General features: G+C 58.8%; 16 protein-coding genes. 6 read left to right on the forward strand and 10 right to left on the reverse strand.

Annotated features, from left to right (window positions below; all coding sequences use genetic code 11):
* Positions 1-5: 5 nt before the first annotated feature.
* Positions 6-671 (reverse strand): DUF2589 domain-containing protein, encoded by a 666-nt coding sequence (locus AB8W27_RS18205; RefSeq protein ID WP_007705312.1) that lies wholly within the window; start codon positions 669-671, stop codon positions 6-8.
* 252 nt (positions 672-923) lie between these two features.
* Here AB8W27_RS18205 and AB8W27_RS18210 point away from each other — a divergent pair, with 252 nt between their 5' ends.
* The gene (locus AB8W27_RS18210) at positions 924-1,943 is read left to right on the forward strand and encodes an NAD(P)-dependent alcohol dehydrogenase (RefSeq protein ID WP_041923135.1); all 1,020 of its coding nucleotides are present in this window, start codon (positions 924-926) and stop codon (positions 1,941-1,943) included.
* A gap of 158 nt (positions 1,944-2,101) precedes the next feature.
* On the opposite strand, the gene AB8W27_RS18215 is transcribed toward AB8W27_RS18210, so the two are convergent.
* The 5 genes from AB8W27_RS18215 to lptF form a co-directional block, all read right to left on the reverse strand.
* Positions 2,102-3,766, reverse strand: a complete 1,665-nt coding sequence (locus tag AB8W27_RS18215) for a hypothetical protein (RefSeq protein ID WP_041923134.1) — start codon at positions 3,764-3,766, stop codon at positions 2,102-2,104.
* A 323-nt stretch (positions 3,767-4,089) separates the two neighbouring features.
* Positions 4,090-5,733 (reverse strand): dihydroxyacetone kinase subunit DhaK, encoded by a 1,644-nt coding sequence (locus AB8W27_RS18220; RefSeq protein WP_041923133.1) that lies wholly within the window; start codon positions 5,731-5,733, stop codon positions 4,090-4,092.
* Between the two features lie 60 nt (positions 5,734-5,793).
* The gene (locus AB8W27_RS18225; RefSeq protein WP_012815107.1) at positions 5,794-6,261 is read right to left on the reverse strand and encodes a hypothetical protein; all 468 of its coding nucleotides are present in this window, start codon (positions 6,259-6,261) and stop codon (positions 5,794-5,796) included.
* 63 nt (positions 6,262-6,324) lie between these two features.
* On the reverse strand, positions 6,325-7,407 hold the full coding sequence (lptG, locus tag AB8W27_RS18230; RefSeq protein ID WP_041923132.1) for an LPS export ABC transporter permease LptG: 1,083 nt from the start codon (positions 7,405-7,407) through the stop codon (positions 6,325-6,327).
* A complete protein-coding gene (gene lptF, locus AB8W27_RS18235) occupies positions 7,394-8,506 on the reverse strand; it encodes an LPS export ABC transporter permease LptF (RefSeq protein WP_012815105.1) in 1,113 nt (370 codons plus the stop codon). The genes lptG and lptF overlap by 14 nt, the downstream gene beginning before the upstream one ends.
* A 269-nt stretch (positions 8,507-8,775) precedes the next feature.
* On the opposite strand from lptF, the gene pepA reads away from it, so the two are divergent.
* From pepA to AB8W27_RS18250, 3 genes are all read left to right on the forward strand, one after another.
* The gene (gene pepA / locus AB8W27_RS18240; RefSeq protein ID WP_007767120.1) at positions 8,776-10,287 is read left to right on the forward strand and encodes a leucyl aminopeptidase; all 1,512 of its coding nucleotides are present in this window, start codon (positions 8,776-8,778) and stop codon (positions 10,285-10,287) included.
* A gap of 180 nt (positions 10,288-10,467) precedes the next feature.
* Complete coding sequence (locus AB8W27_RS18245) at positions 10,468-10,929, forward strand: DNA polymerase III subunit chi (RefSeq protein ID WP_012815104.1); 462 nt, start codon at positions 10,468-10,470, stop codon at positions 10,927-10,929.
* Positions 10,930-10,931: 2 nt separating this feature from the next.
* Positions 10,932-13,787 carry a valine--tRNA ligase gene (locus tag AB8W27_RS18250; protein ID WP_012815103.1) on the forward strand — a complete coding sequence of 952 codons (2,856 nt, stop codon included), beginning with the start codon at positions 10,932-10,934 and terminating at the stop codon, positions 13,785-13,787.
* Between the two features lie 119 nt (positions 13,788-13,906).
* Here the strand turns inward: AB8W27_RS18250 and AB8W27_RS18255 are convergent, their stop codons facing one another.
* On the reverse strand, positions 13,907-15,109 hold the full coding sequence (locus tag AB8W27_RS18255) for a YjgN family protein (RefSeq protein WP_012815102.1): 1,203 nt from the start codon (positions 15,107-15,109) through the stop codon (positions 13,907-13,909).
* Between the two features lie 191 nt (positions 15,110-15,300).
* On the opposite strand from AB8W27_RS18255, the gene AB8W27_RS18260 reads away from it, so the two are divergent.
* A complete protein-coding gene (locus AB8W27_RS18260) occupies positions 15,301-15,807 on the forward strand; it encodes a GNAT family N-acetyltransferase (protein ID WP_105538288.1) in 507 nt (168 codons plus the stop codon).
* Between the two features lie 49 nt (positions 15,808-15,856).
* Here AB8W27_RS18260 and AB8W27_RS18265 read toward each other — a convergent pair whose 3' ends face one another.
* From AB8W27_RS18265 to rraB, 3 genes are read right to left on the reverse strand one after another with little or no spacing between them, the layout of a single operon-like run.
* Positions 15,857-16,663 (reverse strand): hypothetical protein, encoded by an 807-nt coding sequence (locus AB8W27_RS18265; RefSeq protein WP_012815100.1) that lies wholly within the window; start codon positions 16,661-16,663, stop codon positions 15,857-15,859.
* Between the two features lie 44 nt (positions 16,664-16,707).
* Positions 16,708-17,472, reverse strand: coding sequence for a tRNA isopentenyl-2-thiomethyl-A-37 hydroxylase MiaE (gene miaE, locus AB8W27_RS18270; RefSeq protein ID WP_012815099.1), 765 nt, complete (start codon positions 17,470-17,472; stop codon positions 16,708-16,710).
* Positions 17,473-17,519: 47 nt separating this feature from the next.
* Entirely contained in the window at positions 17,520-17,942 is a 423-nt protein-coding gene (gene rraB / locus AB8W27_RS18275; protein WP_041923131.1) for a ribonuclease E inhibitor RraB, read from the reverse strand.
* A 162-nt stretch (positions 17,943-18,104) separates the two neighbouring features.
* On the opposite strand from rraB, the gene argF reads away from it, so the two are divergent.
* Positions 18,105-19,109 carry an ornithine carbamoyltransferase gene (gene argF, locus AB8W27_RS18280; RefSeq protein WP_041923130.1) on the forward strand — a complete coding sequence of 335 codons (1,005 nt, stop codon included), beginning with the start codon at positions 18,105-18,107 and terminating at the stop codon, positions 19,107-19,109.
* Positions 19,110-19,309 lie beyond the last annotated feature (200 nt).

Below are 19,309 nucleotides of genomic sequence, written 5' to 3' on the forward strand. Positions count from 1 at the left end.
AGCTATCAGGGCACCCGGTTGGGGGCAGTGTTGTTATTTCCCGCAGGCGTCGCCGGGGCGACCGGCGTGACGGGGTAGGCGTCGAGCGTTTTGTCATCCAGCTTTTTGGCTTCGGACGGCAAAATAGCCGGGCGCGTGGCCGCATCGGTCAGGAAGTCGATCACGCGCATCAGCGCTTCCGGCGGCGGCTGGCGTTTCACCTGGGTGTGGATGCTGTATTTCGCGCGGGTATCGGTGGAGCGGGTTTGCTGCGCTTTATGCGAGACGCGCCCGCTGATTTTCACGCTGAACGGGCCCCAGCCCACAGACGCTTCCAGCGACGCATCCGCCGCGGTTTCGCTGTTGCTGGATTCGCTCTGGGAGACTTCCAGCTCGAAGTCGATGGTCCCTTCTTCGATGCTGATGTTCGGGTGAGAAATCGCCGCCAGCAGCGGGATGCGCATGGTTTTTTTCACCACGCCCTGAATCACGCCTTTTTCATCGACCACGGTTTCGTCGTAGTCGAACTGCACCGCCTCCGCCTTACCGTCTTTAATACAGACGGAAAGCAGGAAGTCGGCATACGCTTTGCTGGCCTGCACCTGCGCTTTGATCATGGCCTGCAGCGGCCCGCCAATCATGTGCTCCAGCGGCAGCGCATTAATGACCGATCCAATGAATTGAGAATCCATAATGCTTACTCCTGTGAGTGTGTAAGAACGTCGCGATGCGAATTCGCAGGAGTCACATTACCGGGCGGGAAACCGGCGACATATTCGCCGGATGGCGGGCGCTGGCGCGGGAAAATGGCCCATGACATTGGAAATAGTCCCGCTTAATCGTTCGGATGTTAACGATATGAGCGGTCAGGGCCGGGCGGGGCTGCGCCGGGGTAGCGTAATGCTCTACACTCCTTGTCAGTGTCCACAACAAAGGAAACCGCGATGACCATCATCAAAAGTTACGCCGCGCACGACGCTGGCGCAGAGCTTGAGCTCTATGAGTACGACGCAGGCGAGCTGAAGCCTGAGGATGTGGAGGTTGAGGTTGAGTATTGCGGCATCTGTCACTCCGATCTCTCGATGATCGATAACGAATGGGGTATGTCGACGTATCCGCTGATTGCGGGCCACGAGGTGATTGGCCGCGTCAGTGCGCTGGGCGGCAGCGCGCAGAACAAGGGCCTGAAAGTGGGCCAGCGCGTCGGTATCGGCTGGACGGCGTCAAGCTGCGAACATTGCGACGCCTGTATCAGCGGCAATCAGGTGAACTGTCAGCACGGCAGCGTGCCGACGATCCTGAACCGCGGCGGCTTCGCCGATAAAATTCGCGCGAACTGGCAGTGGGTGATCCCGATGCCGGAAGGCATCGACGCCGCGTCCGCCGGTCCGCTGCTGTGCGGCGGCATTACGGTGTTCAAACCGCTGCTGAAGCATCACATTACCGCCACCAGCCGCGTCGGCGTGATCGGCATCGGCGGTCTCGGCCATATCGCTATCAAGCTGCTGCGCGCGATGGGCTGCGAAGTGACGGCGTTCAGCTCGAACCCGTCGAAAGAGCAAGAGATCCTGGCGATGGGCGCGGACAAAGTGGTGAACAGCCGCGATCCGCAAGCGCTGCAGGCGCTGGCCGGTCAGTTCGATCTGATTATCAACACGGTGAATGTGTCGCTCGACTGGATCCCGTACTTCCAGGCGCTGGCCTGGGGCGGGAATTTCCATACCGTCGGCGCAGTGATGAAGCCGTTCGAAGTCCCGGCGTTCTCGCTGATTGCGGGCGACCGCAGCGTATCCGGCTCCGCGACAGGCTCGCCGCACGAGCTGCGCTCGCTGATGAAGCTGGCGGCACGCGCCAAAGTGGCGCCGCAGACCGAAGAGTTCCCGATGTCGCGCATCAACGAGGCGCTGCAACATGTGCGCGACGGCAAAGCGCGTTACCGCGTGGTGCTGAAAGCAGATTTCTGATCGGTAAGCGTAAAAAGCAAAGGCGCCGTGAGGCGCCTTTTTTGATCGTTTGAGATGGCGGGTGCGCTGCGCTTACCCACCCGACAAAACCCTGGGCTCACCGTAGGGCGGGTAAGCAGCGCGCACCCGCCATTAATCCACCGGCGTCCGCAATGCGTTTACTGCCTCAACTCCACCACTTTCTGAATCACCTCATGCACCGGCACCACGCCATAGAGCATCTCGTCTTGCGAGATCCAGACCGGGGCGACCAGCAGCAGCGCGGTGGCGATAACGATAGCGAGCACCGAGCCGAGCAGCCAGCGGCTGCGCAACCGCCCTTGCTGTTTGCCCCACGCGGCGAGCGGTTTGCCGAACTGGCGACGGAGCCAGCGGCGTCGCCACAGGTAACCCATCAGCGTCCCGACCAGCGCGATGCATAGCATCGGTATGCCATGCACCAAAGCAATCCCCTGCAGCCCCGCCTGCACGTTCCACACGTCATTGATATGGACGGGGGCCGTCAGGTAAATGCGCCCGGTATCGAAGTTCATCATTCCCTGCCGCTGCCAGGTCGTTACTACCGGCAACAGCAGATACATCACCAGCGCGGTAAAAAGACTCCACTTCGCCAGCGACCAGCGCTGCACCGCGCTGACGAGGCTCCCCAGGCTTGCGATCGCCTCGTTAAGATATGGCGTGGCGAAGGCGCGGTTGAGCGATTCACGCAGCGCGTCGCCCCGCTTGCCGCGGCTATGTTCGATAAGCATCGCCTGGTGCGCTTCCGACTCCATAAATGTCTGCACCGTTTTGCGGCTGGCGCCGCCCACAAACGGGTTGCGCCGTTTCCCCGGCGTCGCCTGGCGCACCAGCATATCGAGATCGTTTTTGAGCAGCGCCTGCAAAACGTGCCCGGCGTCGAGAATGTGCGGCGTCACGCCATAGAGGATCCAGCGAATGGGCTCCTCGCCTGCTTCCGGCAGCGGGCTTTCCAGCCGGCCAAAGGGGACGTTCGCGTCATACATGACATGCACGTCGCGGCGTGCGTAATCCACATCGTTGTACGTCAGCGCAACCGGGCCATAGCGGCCGAGCGACGGTACGCCCGCTTTGTATAACCCTTCGCGGATATACTCCGGCACGTCCGCCTGCGGGTAGACGAGCTGGTAGTCCGGCGTGGCGGTCGCTTTCAGCGAGGTGATGTGTGAAATAATCCCTGTGCCGCTACACGGCGAGCACTGTTTGTTGCCGGAGCCGCCGCAGCTGCTGCAGGTCACCCTACCGCCGTAACAGGTGGGGCAGCTCTCGTAGTAGTTTTCGGTACGGTTTTGTTTAGTGTAACTATCGTAATAGCTGCGCTGGCGCATCACCTGGCCGCTGCCGCCGCAGCCATAGCAGGAGGTTTTCCCGGAGCCGTGGCACTGGCCGCAGTTTACCGAGCCGCTGCCGTGGCAGTTATTACAGTTTTCCGTGAGGCAGACCTGCATCGGGTGAAGGTAGACGACCTCTTCATTCTGCCAGTCGCCATAAGGCCGCGAGAGCAACGATGCCCGCGCGTCATCCAGCGTTTTGTCGCGGGCGAGGATGGCGCTGGTCTGCGCCTGTAAGGCGCGCTCATACTCCGGGCGCGAGTGGCAGACATCGATATTCAGGCCCGCGGAAACCTGCCCCGCCTGGCTTGCCGTGTCGGTACGGACGTTAAAAATCAGCCGCAGGCTTATCTGGTAGTGAAAATCGATGTAGTCGACAGGCACCACGCTGAGCTCGCCTGGCTCAAGGCGCGTGGAGTCGCGAACGAAGGTCTGAATGGTGGTATCGCAGGCGGCAAGCCAGGCGTCTTTCATGATGTGTCCTCAGGCGAAATGATCCGTCAAAATGCAGGCCGCCGTCAGATATGGCCGCTCATCGCTTTTTTAAGGGGGAAGAGGCGGAATGGTAGCATAGCGAGGCGTAAGGCTATGCCCCTGATTCTGGTGGGGAAGTGGGTATTGTGGTGGTGGGTGCGCAAGCTTACCCACCCTACGTAAACGGTCGGTGATATGGTGGGTGCGCTGCGCTTACCCACCTTACAACGGGATAAGGGTTTTGTAGGGCGGGTAAGCGAAGCGCACCCGCCTTAACGTCAAACCTCACGCCTGCCTTAACATCAAACCTCACATGCTAAAACTCACCCGCCCTGCGTTATCGCCTTAAACACGCCTGCGACCGCCACGGCGCCCGGGTCTTCCACCCCTTCAAGGTTATCGCTCCCTACGTAGGACGAGCGTCCGGCTCTGGCTTTGCCCATCTGCGCGGTGGCTTTTGCGCCCTGCTCCGCGGCCTGCGCGGCAGCGGCAATCCCCGCGTTTTTCAGCGCTTCCAGCGCCGGTTGCAGGGCGTCGATCAGCGTCCGGTCGCCAGGCGCCGCGCCGCCGTAATGCTTCATCCGCGCCAGGCCCGCCAGCAGCGCGTCGGGCAACGCGGCGCTATCGGCCACCTTTTGCCCGGCGGCGGTAAAGAAAATCGACATCAGCACGCCGCTTGAGCCGCCCATCACCGTCGCCAGCCGCTCGCCGATAAGCTGCAACAGCGCGGCGGCGTCGTTCAGCGGCAACTGGTTATTGGCAAGCTTCTGCGCGATATCCCGCGCGCCTTCGGCGAAGGTGGAGCCGGTATCGCCGTCGCCCACTTTCGCATCGAGCGCGTTCAGGCGCGCCTCCAGCGCGATAAGCGCAGCCGTGGCGCGATCCAGGAGCGTGCGCACGTGCGGGTTGTCAGAAGGCGTGGCCTCAACGCTGTCACGCACCAGCGGCAGCGACTGCGCGTGCGGCTCGCCAAACGCCACCGGCGGCAGCCAGCCCACAGTCTCCACCGGCGCGTTCAGCGCCTGTACGACGTTATCATTCAGCGGCAATACGGAGAGCGAAAAGCCTTTCATGTCGAGCGCGCTCACGAGCGGCGCGGGGCCGATAAGCCAGTCGATACGGTCTTTCAGGGCCGAGCGCGACAGCTCGCGGGTCAGCAGCGCCATCTCCAGCGCAGACGTGCCGCCGAGATTGTTAATCAGCACCGCGAGCCGCGCGTCGGCGGGCACCTGCGCCATCAGGCGCTCCACCAGCGTCGCCACAATTTCCCGACTGTTCTGGGTGTTGATGGTGCTGGCGCCGGGCTCGCCGTGAATGCCGAGCCCCAGCTCCGCCTCGCCCTGTTTAATGCGCCCGTCTTCGGTGCTTCCCGGCAGGCTACAGGTCTGTAGCGCCACGCCGAGGCTTTTCACCGCGTCGCTCGCCTGCTGCGCCAGCGCGCGCACGTCGCTTAACGATTTGCCCTGCTCGGCGGCGAAACCGGCGATTTTATGCACCAGCGCCGTGCCGGCGATGCCGCGCGGCTGCTTGTTATCCGGCAGCGCCACATCGTCGGACACAATCACCATCTCCACTTTCAGCCCATGGCGCCTGGCTTTCTCTGCCGCCAGGCCAAAGTTCAGACGGTCGCCGGTGTAGTTTTTCACGATGAGCAGGCAGCCGCGGTCGCCGGTTACCGCCACAATGGCGTTCAGCACGGCGTCCACGCTCGGCGAGGCAAAGAGATCGCCGCAGACGGCGGCAGTGAGCATTCCCTTACCCACAAAGCCCGCGTGCGCGGGCTCGTGGCCGGAGCCGCCGCCGGAGATTACCGCCACTTTGCTTTTATCCCAGTCGCGGCGGGCCACGATGCGGATAGCCGGGTCGATATCAAGGCGGGTGAGGTTCTGGTGGCGGGCAGTGAGGATTAACCCGTCGACAGCGTCGTTGATAAGGCTTTTACGGTCGTCAAAAAAGAATCTGGACATGGTTTCCTGCGAATCAGTGAACGGTATGCAAAGCATAGCCGTTTCGCAGGCACGCGGCGGTCAGAGCCCGTATTCGCCGTAGCCGCGCCGCTTTTGCAGGCGATCCAGCCAGCGGCCAGCAAAGTGAACGCCCACTAACACGGCTGCCAGAAAGGCGGTGTGCAGCCAGAAGGCGACGCGCCCGTCGAAGATGAAAAAACTCAGGATGAAATACGGCAGCGTGGCGCTGGCTATCGCAAAAAGGAGGTGTTCGCCGAGCGAAAACAGGCGCAACACATCGTCGGCGTCTTTCTCCTGTGGGGAGCCTGCCGTCACGATGCCCACCGCCAGACTGCGGCGGTCTGTGTGACGCGCGAGCAGCGCGAAAAGCAGCCCCAGCACGGCGAACATGCCGCCTTCGAAGGCCAGCCACGGCAGTGGATCGCGAAAATAAAAGTAAGCACCCACTATCAAAATCAGGAGCAGTGCCTCAGGCAAAAAAGCGAGATGGGCGAAGAAAAGGAGTAACAGCGAGGCGAATCTTTTCATGGCTTCCTGCAAACGTGAAAAGAGAGGAACCGCATTCCCCCTTGCGGGGGAATGCGGCAGGCGTCAGGCGCGTTTCATCAACAGCCAGAGGCTTATCAGGAAGAAGCTGGCGCTTGGCAGCAGCGCGCCGATAATCGGCGGAATGCCATACACCAGGCTCAGCGGCCCGAAGATTTGGTCCAGCACGTAGAAGATAAAGCCGAAGCTGATGCCCGTCACAACGCGCACGCCCATCGGCACGCTGCGCAGCGGCCCGAAGATAAATGACAGCGCCATCAGCATCATGACCGCGACGGACAGCGGCTGGAGGATTTTGCTCCACATATTGAGCTGATAACGGCTGGCGTCCTGGCCGCTCGCCTTCAGATACGTGACGTAATTACGCAGGCCGCTAATCGACAAGGCATCCGGATCCAGCGCCACGACGCCGAGCTTATCGGGCGTCAGGTTGGTTTTCCAGGTGCCGGTCAACGTCTGGGAGCCGGTGATCTGCTGCGGGTTTTTGAGGTTTGACTCATCCACCTGCGACAGGCGCCATAGCTTATGCTCAGCGTCAAACTTCGCGCTGGCGGCGTAGCGTACCGACTCCAGACGGCGCTTATCATTAAAAGCGTAGATGCTGATACCGCCCAGCTCGTTTTCACCCTTCACGCGCTCGATATAAACAAAGTTGCTGCCATCTTTCGCCCACATCCCCTGCTGGGTTGAGAGCAGCGAACCGCCATACATCTGCTGCGCACGCAGGTTACGGGCCATCTGTTCGCCCTGCGGGGCCACCCATTCGCCGATAGCCATCGTGAAGATGACCAGCGGAATGGCGGTTTTCATGACGGAGGCGGCGACCTGCATACGGGTAAAACCGGACGCCTGCATGACGACCAACTCGCTGCGTTGCGCCAGCATCCCTAAGCCCAGCAACGCGCCAAGCAGCGCGGCCATCGGGAAGAAGATCTGGATATCTTTCGGCACGCTCAGCAGCGTGTATGTTCCCGCGCCAAGCGCGGTGTAGCTGCCTTCGCCGGTCTTTTTCAGCTGATCGACGAATTTGATAATGCCTGACAGCGACACCAGCATGAACAGCGTCATCATTATGGTGTTGAAAATTGTTCTGCCGATGTACCGGTCGAGAACGCTAAATCCCAGCATCGATCACTCCCCGACGAGCAAAGCGGGCGCGGATGCGGCGCACCGGCACCGTGTCCCACAGGTTCAGCGCCACGGCCAGCGCCAGATAAAGCAGGTTAACAGCCCACATCCAGATCAGCGGATCAAGCTTGCCTTTCGCGCCGTTGGAGCGCAGCGAGGTCTGGAGCAGGAAGAAAATAAGGTACAACAGCATCGCGGGCAGCATCGAGAGCACGCGGCCCTGACGCGGGTTCACCACCGAGAGCGGCACGACCATTAGCGCCATCACAATCACCGCGAACACCAGCGTCAGACGCCAGTGGAATTCGGCGCGCGCCGATTTGGAATCGGCCTGCCAGAGCGTTTGCATGTCCATCTGCTCGGCGTCGTCCGGGTCCAGCGCCACGGCCTGATGACCGATAATCGCCTGGTAATCTTTAAAGTCGGTGATGCGGAAATCGCGCAGCATCGCGGTGCCCTCAAAGCGGGTGCCCTGGTTGAGCGTCACCACCTGTGAGCCATCCTTACGCTGCGAGAGTTCGCCGGAGTCGGCGACGACCACAGAAGGACGCGCGTTGCCTTTCGGGCGCAGCTGCGCCAGGAACACATCTTTGAATTTGCTGCCGTCCACGCTTTCGATGAACAGCACCGCGTTACCGTCGGTCGCCTGCTGGAACTGGCCCTGCGCGAGCGCCGCCATGCCGGGGTTGGCTTTCGCCTCCGCGAGCACTTCGTCCTGATGGCGCGACGACCAGGGGCCCGCCCACATCACATTCACCGCAGCGATAATGCCGGTCAGCAGCGCGAGAACCATCGCGGCTTTCACCAGCACCGCTTTACTCAGCCCGCAGGCGTGCATGACGGTGATTTCACTTTCGGTATAGAGCCTGCCAAGCGTCATCAATAGCGCGAGGAACAGGCTTAACGGCAGGATGAGCTGCGCCATTTCGGGCACGCCCAGGCCAAGGAGCGCGAGCACGAGGTTTGTCGGAATATCGCCGTCCACCGCCGCGCCAAGAATTCTCACCAGCTTCTGGCAGAAGAAGATCAGCAGCAGGATGAACAAAATCGCCAGTTGGCTTTTGAGCGTCTCCCGAACCAGATATCTTATGATTATCACATTAAATACGCCTGTGAATACGAGTCTTTTTGCAGGAAAATCGCTTGTTTCATGGCTTAAACGTCATTTATTCTCTTGAGTCGTCGAAAAGATCGCTAAGATTACATATCTTAACGGCTTCGCGCTTCAAGCGTTGCCGACGAGCCGAAACCAAAACAACATTCGTTAAGATTAACACGAAGTCATCGCAACAGCGGAGCAAGAGTTACGAAGTGGTCAATTCTATCTGTAGCCGCCGCCGTTGTCTTTAAGATTCAGGAGCGTAGTGCATGGAGTTCAGTGTAAAAAGCGGGAGCCCGGAAAAACAGCGCAGTGCCTGCATTGTCGTAGGCGTTTTCGAACCGCGCCGTCTCTCTCCCATCGCCGAACAACTCGATAAAATCAGCGACGGCTATATCAGCGCCCTGCTGCGTCGCGGTGAGCTGGAGGGCAAACCGGGCCAGACCTTGTTGCTTCATCACGTTCCAAATGTGTTGTCAGAACGTATCCTTCTGATCGGCTGCGGCAAAGAGCGCGAGCTGGATGAACGTCAGTATAAGCAGGTGATTCAGAAAACCATCAATACTCTGAATGATACCGGCTCCATGGAAGCGGTCTGCTTCCTGACCGAGCTGCACGTCAAAGGCCGCAACACGTACTGGAAAGTGCGCCAGGCGGTAGAAACGGCGAAAGAGACGCTCTATAGCTTCGATCAACTGAAGACGAATAAGAGCGAGCCGCGCCGTCCGCTGCGCAAAATGGTGTTCAACGTGCCTACCCGCCGTGAACTCACCAGCGGCGAGCGCGCTATCCAGCACGGTCTGGCGATCGCCTCCGGCATTAAAGCCGCTAAAGATCTGGGCAATATGCCGCCGAACATCTGTAACGCCGCGTACCTCGCCTCTCAGGCGCGCCAGCTGGCGGATTCCTTCAGCAAAAACGTCGTCACCCGCGTGATTGGCGAGCAGCAGATGAAAGAGCTGGGGATGCACTCCTACCTCGCGGTCGGCGAAGGCTCGCAGAATGAATCGCTGATGTCGGTGATTGAATATAAAGGCAGCAGCGAGCCGGACGCCCGGCCGATTGTGCTGGTGGGCAAAGGGCTGACCTTTGACTCCGGCGGCATCTCGATTAAACCGTCCGAAGGGATGGACGAGATGAAATATGACATGTGCGGCGCGGCGGCGGTATATGGCGTGATGCGCATGGTGGCCGAGCTGAACCTGCCGGTGAACGTAACTGGCATTCTGGCGGGCTGTGAAAACATGCCTGGCGGACGCGCGTATCGTCCGGGCGACGTGCTGACGACGATGTCCGGCCAGACCGTGGAAGTGCTGAACACCGACGCCGAAGGCCGTCTGGTGCTGTGCGATGTGCTGACGTATGTGGAGCGCTTCGATCCGGAAGTAGTCATCGACGTGGCGACCCTTACCGGCGCCTGCGTGATTGCGCTGGGCCATCACATTACCGGCCTGATGTCGAACCACAATCCGCTCGCGCATGAGCTTATCGGCGCGTCCGAGCAGGCGGGCGACCGTGCGTGGCGTCTGCCGCTGGCGGACGAGTTCCAGGAGCAGCTGGAGTCGAATTTCGCGGATATGGCGAATATCGGCGGTCGTCCTGGCGGGGCTATCACCGCCGGGTGCTTCCTGTCGCGCTTCACGCGCAAATATAACTGGGCGCACCTGGATATCGCCGGTACCGCATGGCGCTCCGGCAAAGCCAAGGGCGCCACCGGTCGCCCGGTCGCGTTGCTCTCGCAGTTCCTGTTGAACCGCGCCGGGTTTAACGGCGAAGAGTAAGGCTTTTCCCTCTCTCCGCTGGAGAGGGGGCATCGCCCGACGCGCTGACTGACGGTGGGTGCGCTTTGCTTACCCACCCTACAAAAACCCGCCATTCCGATAAAAAGACTCGCCCTTCCCGAACCAGGGCGACGCTTGCAGCCAACAACGAGGCAACGTGAAAGACCACGGGTATCGCTTATGAAGAACGCAACGTTTTACCTGCTGGACAACGACGACACCGTGGATGGCCTGAACGCCGTCGAACAACTGGTGTGCGATGTTGCCGCAGCGCGCTGGCGCGCAGGGAAACGCATCCTGATTGCCTGCGTCGACGAAGCCCAGGCGACCCGCATCGACGAAGCGCTCTGGAAGCGCGACCCCGACAGCTTCGTGCCGCATAATCTCGCGGGCGAAGGGCCGCGCGGCGGCGCGCCGGTGGAGATCGCCTGGCCGCAAAAACGCGGCAGCAGCCCGCGGGAGCTCCTGATAAGCCTGCTGCCGGAATTCGCAGCTTTTGCCACTGCTTTCTATGAAGTGGTAGACTTCGTACCTTACGACGAATCCCAGAAACAACTGGCGCGCGAACGCTACAAAGCCTATCGCGCCGCCGGTTTCCACTTGACCACGGCCACCTTCACGGCGCCCGGAACGACACAGTAGAAATGGAAAAGACATATAACCCCCAAGATATCGAACAGCCGCTTTACGAGCACTGGGAGCAGCAGGGCTATTTCAAACCCAACGGCGACGAGAGCCAGGAAAGCTTCTGCATCATGATCCCGCCGCCGAACGTCACTGGCAGTTTGCATATGGGTCACGCCTTCCAGCAAACCATCATGGACACCATGATCCGCTACCAGCGCATGCAGGGTAAAAACACCCTGTGGCAGGTCGGCACCGACCACGCCGGTATCGCGACCCAGATGGTCGTCGAGCGCAAAATCGCCGCTGAAGAAGGCAAAACCCGCCACGACTACGGCCGCGACGCCTTTATCGAGAAAATCTGGGAGTGGAAAGCGGAATCCGGCGGCACCATCACGCGCCAGATGCGTCGTCTGGGTAACTCGGTGGACTGGGAGCGCGAGCGCTTCACCATGGATGAAGGCCTCTCCAACGCAGTGAAAGAGGTGTTCGTCCGTCTTTATAAAGAAGATCTGATCTATCGCGGCAAGCGTCTCGTGAACTGGGACCCGAAACTGCGTACCGCCATCTCTGACCTGGAAGTGGAAAACCGCGAGTCGAAAGGCTCCATGTGGCATATCCGCTATCCGCTGGCGGACGGCGCGAAAACCGCCGACGGCAAAGATTACCTGGTCGTCGCCACCACGCGTCCGGAAACCCTGCTGGGCGATACCGGCGTTGCCGTAAACCCGGAAGATCCTCGTTATAAAGATCTGATCGGCAAATATGTCGTGCTGCCGCTGGTTAACCGCCGCATCCCGATCGTCGGCGACGAACACGCCGATATGGAAAAAGGCACTGGCTGCGTGAAGATAACGCCGGCGCACGATTTCAACGACTACGACGTGGGTCGTCGTCATCAGCTGCCAATGATCAACATCCTGACTTTCGACGGCGATATCCGTGAAAGCGCGGAAGTCTATGACACCAAAGGCAACGAATCCGACGTTTACTCAAACGAGATCCCGGCGCAGTTCCAGAAAATGGAGCGCTTCGCCGCGCGTAAAGCGATCGTGGCGGCGGTGGATGAACTCGGCCTGCTCCAGGAGATCAAACCGCACGATCTGACCGTCCCTTACGGCGATCGCGGCGGCGTGGTTATCGAACCGATGCTGACCGACCAGTGGTATGTCCGCGCGGACGTGCTGGCGAAACCGGCGGTGGAAGCGGTAGAAAACGGCGATATCCAGTTTGTGCCGAAACAGTACGAAAACATGTACTTCTCCTGGATGCGCGATATTCAGGACTGGTGTATCTCCCGTCAGCTCTGGTGGGGCCACCGTATCCCGGCCTGGTACGATGCCGAAGGCAACGTCTATGTAGGCCGCAGCGAAGAAGAAGTGCGTCAGGAAAATAACCTGTCCGCGGACGTCGCGCTGCGCCAGGACGACGACGTGCTGGATACCTGGTTCTCCTCCGCGCTCTGGACGTTCTCGACCCTCGGCTGGCCGGAAAACACCGACGCGCTGCGTCAGTTCCACCCGACCAGCGTCATGGTCTCCGGCTTCGATATCATCTTCTTCTGGATTGCCCGCATGATCATGATGACCATGCACTTCATCAAAGATGAAAACGGCAAGCCGCAGGTGCCGTTTAAGACCGTCTACATGACTGGTCTTATCCGCGACGACGAAGGCCAGAAGATGTCCAAATCCAAGGGCAACGTGATTGACCCGCTGGATATGGTTGACGGCATCACCCTGGACGCGCTGCTGGAGAAACGCACCGGCAACATGATGCAGCCGCAGCTGGCGGAGAAAATCCGCAAGCGCACCGAGAAGCAGTTCCCGGAAGGCATCGAGCCGCACGGCACCGACGCCCTGCGCTTTACGCTCGCCGCGCTGGCCTCCACCGGTCGCGACATCAACTGGGACATGAAGCGCCTGGAAGGCTACCGCAACTTCTGCAACAAGCTGTGGAACGCCAGCCGTTTCGTGCTGATGAATACCGAAGATCAGGATTGCGGCTTCAACGGCGGCGAGAAAGTGCTGTCGCTGGCGGATCGCTGGATTCTGGCGGAATTCAACCAGACGGTGAAAGCGTACCGCGAGGCGCTGGATAACTTCCGCTTCGATATCGCGGCGGGCATTCTGTACGAGTTCACCTGGAACCAGTTCTGCGACTGGTATCTGGAGCTGACCAAGCCGGTCATGAACGGCGGTTCGGAAGCCGAGCTGCGCGGCACCCGCAACACGCTGGTGACCGTGCTGGAAGGTCTGCTGCGTCTGGCGCACCCGATCATTCCGTTTATCACGGAAACCATCTGGCAGCGCGTGAAAGTGATTGCCGGTATCGACGCCGACACCATTATGCTCCAGCCGTTCCCGGCGTTTGACGCGTCCCGCGTGGACGACGCGGCGCTGGCGGATACCGAGTGGCTGAAGCAGGCGATCGTCGCCGTGCGTAATATTCGCGCCGAGATGAACATCGCGCCGGGCAAACCGCTTGAATTGCTGCTGCGTGGTTGCAGCCAGGACGCGCAGCGTCGTGTTAACGACAACCGCGGCTTCCTGCAGACGCTGGCGCGCCTTGAGAGCATTACCGTGCTGCCTGCCGATGACAAAGGCCCGGTGTCGGTGACCAAAATCATCGACGGCGCCGAGCTGCTGATCCCGATGGCGGGGCTGATTGATAAAGACGCCGAGCTGGCGCGTCTGGCGAAAGAAGTGGCCAAAATCGAAGGCGAGATCGGCCGCATCGAAAGCAAACTCGGCAACGAAGGCTTTGTGGCCCGCGCGCCGGAAGCGGTTATCGCGAAAGAGCGCGAAAAACTGGCGGGCTATCACGAGGCGAAAGCCAAACTGATAGAACAGCAGGGCGTCATTAGCGCGCTGTAAGTCATGTTAAATAAAAAGCCGGGGCGACCCGGCTTTTTTTATGTCTGCGTTTCGCAAAAAAAACGGCGCTCATCTGAGCGCCGTTATGCTTTTACCGGGCCGTAGCCCGGAGCTCATTTTCAGAGTGCGAAAGGCAGAATGGAGAAACCACGGCCCAGCACGCTTGCCGGATCGTTACGCGGCTGCTCGTCGTGATCGACCAGCGCCAGGTTATCCAGCTCGCCGTCAACATGGGTGTTTTCCAGCAGGTAACGGGTCAGACGCACTTTTGCCCACGGCCACGCCAGACCAAAGGTGATACCGCAGACCATGAAGTTACTCAGGATCAGCCAGACGAACGTACCGACACTCACGGTGGAGCGGAAGGTAATACCGCCTTCCAGAGACATCTGCTGATAAGCGTAGTTACGCACTTTAACGAACGCGAAACTAAAGCAGACCAGTATGCCGACAAGATAAACCATATAAGCCATTACCACGGTGGAGATCATGGACAAGCCAGCGCTCAGCATCGCTTCTTCGCTTCCCGCGCCGTACAGGCTTTGCTGCAAAATCTGGGTCATCATGGGGACTACCATCACCATCACGATAACGATAAACGGCACAAACAGCAGCATCGCCTTGAGATAAATGAAGGTGCAGGTTTTTACGTTCAGGTTGATGGCGAAACGGTGTTTGCCGTATTGCAGGTTATTGACCAGCAGCCCGTACCACTGCGCGGCATAAATGCCCTGCATCAGCGCGGTACCGCCAAGGCTCACCACAACCGCCAGCACGATAGCCACAATAATGCCGGTCATGCTACCGCTGGAGCCGGCAAGGGTCATAACGAGAGAAAGCACGATAAACACCAGAATCGCAATCAGCAGCGGGCAGCCGAGCATCACCCACCAGGCGCGCAGGGGGCTGGCTTTAAAACTAAAACGCAGGCCGTTAAGCTTCGTCATCAGCAGCTGATAGCGCAGGCCCTGCATAATGAGGAACGGCGCAAACGCGATAAACAGCAGCACCATGCAGACGGTTAAAAAGGTATTTTCAAAAGCGATATTAATCACGAACACGGCATAGAGAATGGCGAGACAGATCCAGCCGACAAAAATCGCGCCGCCTGTGGCATGGTAAGAAAAACGGGCGCCTGCCAGTTCAGTATTTTCATAAAAATAACGGCGCGCGCGCACCATCGCCCAGGGCAAAAACAGCCCGGCAGTGAACACCGTTAACAGTATGTTGACCAGCCAGACGGGGAAATAACCGCCGCCGCTGCCCTGAAACGAGAATGCGTGTGTCTTATTCCCTGCCAGGAATTTATTATCGTCTGACATAACAATCCTTATTCTATAAAAAAGAAAAAAGCGCCGTTATAACCATTAATATTTTAGGGTTAATTCAGTGCGTACTTTAGTGTAATAAAGCCCGGAGAAGAATAATAGCAGCCAATATTCCTGGGCTTGCGTCACTCTTCTTGTAGTGGTATTAAGCACAACACTATGTTGAACAGATGACATCAGAGCAAATGATGAATGTTGAGGCGCCAGTAGACATTATTATGCGCCGGATGACGGCGGCGGATAACGCCGCTGTCGCCCGGGTGATCCGCCAGGTCTCCGCAGAATGCGGGCTGACTGCGGATAAGGGCTACACCGTCGCGGATCCGAATCTCGACGTGCTTTATACGCAATACAGCAAACCTGGCTATGCGTACTGGGTGATTGAACTGGACGGCGAAGTGGTAGGCGGCGGCGGTATCGCACCGCTGGTCGGTAGCGAAACGGACATCTGCGAACTGCAAAAAATGTATTTTCTGCCCGTGGCGCGCGGCAGGGGGCTTGCGAAAAAGCTGGCGTTACAGGCCATGGATTTCGCTCGCGCGCAGGGCTATCGCCGCTGCTATCTCGAAACCACCGCCTTTTTAAAAGAGGCGATTGCGCTGTATGAGCGCTTAGGCTTTGCGCATATTTCCGAGCCGCTCGGCGCGACGGGTCATGTGGATTGCGAAGTACGGATGTTAAAAACGCTCTGAAGGCGTGAAATCCTGAAATAAAAAAGCCGGGCTAACCCGGCTTTTTTTATTATTGTTGCATGGAGACGCGAATAGCCGGCCCGGCTTTTTCCGGCGGCAGCGCCAGCACGTTATGCCAGAGCTCCTGCACCATATTGCAGACCTGCTTTTCCTGTCCGACGCCTTTTTGCGGATCGGTAAAGACCTCAATCGTGTCGCCATATTTCGCCGCCAGCGCCTGACCAATCGGGGCCAGCGACTCTTCAGCCAGTTTCTGCTCTTCCGGCGTCACCTTATGCGTATTCGGTCCGTAGCTTGCCGACAGCAGCTTCATTTCGACATCCATACGCTCCGCGATGACCTCTTTCGATAACATCTGGATCGGGTTTACACCGCCTTTTACTTGCGGCATCAGGAAGCGGAAACAGGCGTCATCGCTGTGCTGCTGCATCTCACGGGTCTGTTTCATATTGACGCGCATATACGCCACCACGTCATCATCCGGCGCGAACTGAATGCGTTGCATCTCAAGCCCGGCCATATTCGCCTGCATCGTGTCGATAATATCCTGCTGCGTTTTGCCTTGCTTCGCCATGTCCAGCGCCTGACCACGCATGCGCGCATAGAAAGCCGGATCGTTTTCTTTAATCAGCTTATACAGCGGCATGCTGTTAAACGCCTCGTCAAAGCCCTGCTCCGGCGAAGTCTGACCGCTTTTCAGCCAGGCGATATCCGCGATATTCCACAGCACGATGCCGACGACAAAAATCGCGATGGCAGCGAGTTTATTCACTTTGCCCTTTTTATAGAGCGTTGATGCCACCACGGCGAGCACGATGCCCACCAGCGCGGAGAGCATGACATGATTCCAGTTCATCCTTTATCCCTTCGGTATTGATAGTTTTTATAACGCCCAACGCTTTACGCGTGCGCCGGTACGCCGCTGTGGAAACGGAATTCCGCATCAGGCTGATTAATCAGCCGCGCTTCCGCCTCGCCCAGCGCCTGCACCCGCGGCGCGATGTCGTCCGGCGAAATCTGCTGCGCCAGCGTGAGGTAATCCTGATAGTGACGCGCTTCCGAGCGCAGCAGCGACAGGTAAAACTTCTGCAGGTCATCGTCCAGATATGGCGCCAGCGCCGCGAAACGCTCGCACGAGCGGGCTTCGATATACGCCCCGCAAATCAGCTTGTCGACCAGCGTCGCAGGCTCATACGTGCGCATTTCGCGCCGCATCCCGCGCGCATAGCGGCTGGCGGTGATTTTGACATACGGGATGTTACGCGCCTGCATCACTTCGCGCACCTGCCAGAAGTGGTGTAATTCTTCTTTGATGAGCAGCACCATGCTGTCGATGAGCGCCTGGCCCCACGGATCGTCGGTATGCGGCATCACGCTTTTACCGATGCGCTTATGCAGCGCCAGGAAATCGGGCTCCGGGCCTTCACGATAGGTGAAATCTTCATAGGGCTGTAGCCAGCCGAGCAATTCGTCAGAGCCGCTTTTATCCGCGACATAGCGGCGAATGAGCAGCATCGCGGTTTGCGCGGCTTTCAGCTCGCAGATCATGTGGTCGGTCAGCAGCAGCGGTAAGTTTTCCGGCGCTCTGGCTTCATCTATCCAGGCTTGCGGGGTGGCGCAGTGAAGGAAATTTTTAACGGGGAGGAGGAGTGCGTCGTAATTCATGCGGGGTTCCTGAAATGCGGCAGCATCGCGCTGCCGCAAAGTGCGACTTAGTGACGAACGCCGTCGTCGTCTTCATCCATGCCTTCGTCGTCTTCGTCTTCGCCTTCACCGTCCGGGTCTTCAAAGTAAGTGCCCCAGCCGTCATATTCGACGTTAAACTTCTCCGCCATGTTCATCAGTTGTTCGACCTGAGCGTCGATAAGCTCGGCATTCAGCGCGCACTCGCTCAGCGCGTCGCAGCAGATAACGGTTTCACCGCCCTCTTCCAGCTCCAGCTCTTCCGGGTCTGTCACTTCGTAGCCAAGCTTGAACACTTCTACCGCCAGTTTCTCCAGCGTGTCGAAATCGTCTGCCGAAAAGTGGTGTTCAATAGTGTACAGCGCCTCAGGATCGCTGCCATCTTCAAGCAGCTCTTCAATAATCAGACGCGTCTCTTCGCGCTGCTCTTCCAGTAATTCCGGGTTTGCCATGGCTCGTTCCTCAGTGTGTGGCAGATACCTTCTATTTTCACACACCCGCGGGAATGCCTCCACCTTTCACCGCAAAGTTTTAACACCGGGGGTTGCAAATGAATATTCATACATATATGTTGAATATTAATTCAATAAGTGGCGTCAGCCAGCGAGGGGATCATGTCTGCGTTGTACCAGAAATCGTTTTTAAAACTGCTCGATTTTACGCCCGCTCAAATCCGCATGTTGCTGGAGCTTTCGGCGAAGCTTAAAAACGATAAAAAAAACGGCGTTGAAGTTCAAAAGCTTACCGGAAAAAACATTGCGCTCATCTTCGAAAAAGACTCAACCCGCACACGATGCTCTTTCGAAGTTGCCGCATATGACCAGGGCGCGCGCGTCACTTATCTCGGGCCAAGCGGCAGTCAGATTGGGCATAAAGAATCAATTAAAGATACCGCCCGCGTGCTGGGCCGCATGTACGACGGCATTCAGTATCGCGGTTTTGGCCAGGAGATCGTCGAAACATTGGCGCAGTTCGCCGGTGTGCCGGTGTGGAACGGCCTGACCGATGAGTTTCACCCGACGCAATTACTGGCGGATCTGCTCACCATGCAGGAACATCTGCCGGGCAAAGCGTTTAACGAGATGACGCTGGTGTACGCGGGTGATGCGCGCAACAACATGGGCAACTCAATGTTAGAAGCCGCCGCGCTGATGGGGCTGGATTTACGGCTTGTCGCCCCAGAGAGCTGCTGGCCTGCCGCGAAGCTTGTGACCGAATGCCAGGCGCTGGCCAAAGAGACCGGCGGGCGGATCACGCTGACCGAAGATATCGCCGCGGGCGTGAAGGGCGCGGATTTCATTTATACCGATGTCTGGGTGTCGATGGGCGAAGCCAAAGAGAAGTGGGCAGAGCGTATCGCGCTGCTGCGGCCGTATCAGGTTAACAGCCAGATGCTGGCGCAGACCGGCAACCCGAACGTGAAATTTCTGCACTGCCTGCCGGCGTTTCACGACGACCAGACCACGCTCGGCAAGCAGATGGCGCAGGAGTATGGCCTGAAAGGCGGCATGGAAGTGACCGACGAGGTGTTTGAGTCGACCCACAGTATCGTGTTCGATCAGGCGGAAAACCGGATGCATACGATCAAAGCAGTGATGGTGGCGACGCTCTCTGAGTAAGCTCGCGGGGTTGGTGGGTGCGCTGCGCTTACCCACCCTACGAAACGACAGAACAACGCTGACTGTAGGGCGGGTAAGCATCGCGCACCCGCCTTGCCGGATGGTCGGATGGTCGACTGGTGGCTGCGCTTCGCTTACCCACCCTACGAAACGACAGAACAACGCTCACCGTAGGGCGGGTAAGCATCGCGCACCCGCCT

It is taken from the genome of Cronobacter turicensis (genome assembly GCF_041222865.1).
Lineage (GTDB): Bacteria > Pseudomonadota > Gammaproteobacteria > Enterobacterales > Enterobacteriaceae > Cronobacter > Cronobacter turicensis.

What these genes read in the sequence shown, in the direction of transcription:
- AB8W27_RS18205 (WP_007705312.1), bottom strand. Translation starts at nt 671, where the DNA reads ATGGATTCTCAATTCATTGGATCGGTCATTAATGCGCTGCCGCTGGAG.
- AB8W27_RS18210 (WP_041923135.1), top strand. Translation starts at nt 924, where the DNA reads ATGACCATCATCAAAAGTTACGCCGCGCACGACGCTGGCGCAGAGCTT.
- AB8W27_RS18215 (WP_041923134.1), bottom strand. Translation starts at nt 3,766, where the DNA reads ATGAAAGACGCCTGGCTTGCCGCCTGCGATACCACCATTCAGACCTTC.
- AB8W27_RS18220 (WP_041923133.1), bottom strand. Translation starts at nt 5,733, where the DNA reads ATGTCCAGATTCTTTTTTGACGACCGTAAAAGCCTTATCAACGACGCT.
- AB8W27_RS18225 (WP_012815107.1), bottom strand. Translation starts at nt 6,261, where the DNA reads ATGAAAAGATTCGCCTCGCTGTTACTCCTTTTCTTCGCCCATCTCGCT.
- lptG (WP_041923132.1), bottom strand. Translation starts at nt 7,407, where the DNA reads ATGCTGGGATTTAGCGTTCTCGACCGGTACATCGGCAGAACAATTTTC.
- pepA (WP_007767120.1), top strand. Translation starts at nt 8,776, where the DNA reads ATGGAGTTCAGTGTAAAAAGCGGGAGCCCGGAAAAACAGCGCAGTGCC.
- AB8W27_RS18245 (WP_012815104.1), top strand. Translation starts at nt 10,468, where the DNA reads ATGAAGAACGCAACGTTTTACCTGCTGGACAACGACGACACCGTGGAT.
- AB8W27_RS18250 (WP_012815103.1), top strand. Translation starts at nt 10,932, where the DNA reads ATGGAAAAGACATATAACCCCCAAGATATCGAACAGCCGCTTTACGAG.
- AB8W27_RS18255 (WP_012815102.1), bottom strand. Translation starts at nt 15,109, where the DNA reads ATGTCAGACGATAATAAATTCCTGGCAGGGAATAAGACACACGCATTC.
- AB8W27_RS18260 (WP_105538288.1), top strand. Translation starts at nt 15,301, where the DNA reads ATGATGAATGTTGAGGCGCCAGTAGACATTATTATGCGCCGGATGACG.
- AB8W27_RS18265 (WP_012815100.1), bottom strand. Translation starts at nt 16,663, where the DNA reads ATGAACTGGAATCATGTCATGCTCTCCGCGCTGGTGGGCATCGTGCTC.
- miaE (WP_012815099.1), bottom strand. Translation starts at nt 17,472, where the DNA reads ATGAATTACGACGCACTCCTCCTCCCCGTTAAAAATTTCCTTCACTGC.
- rraB (WP_041923131.1), bottom strand. Translation starts at nt 17,942, where the DNA reads ATGGCAAACCCGGAATTACTGGAAGAGCAGCGCGAAGAGACGCGTCTG.
- argF (WP_041923130.1), top strand. Translation starts at nt 18,105, where the DNA reads ATGTCTGCGTTGTACCAGAAATCGTTTTTAAAACTGCTCGATTTTACG.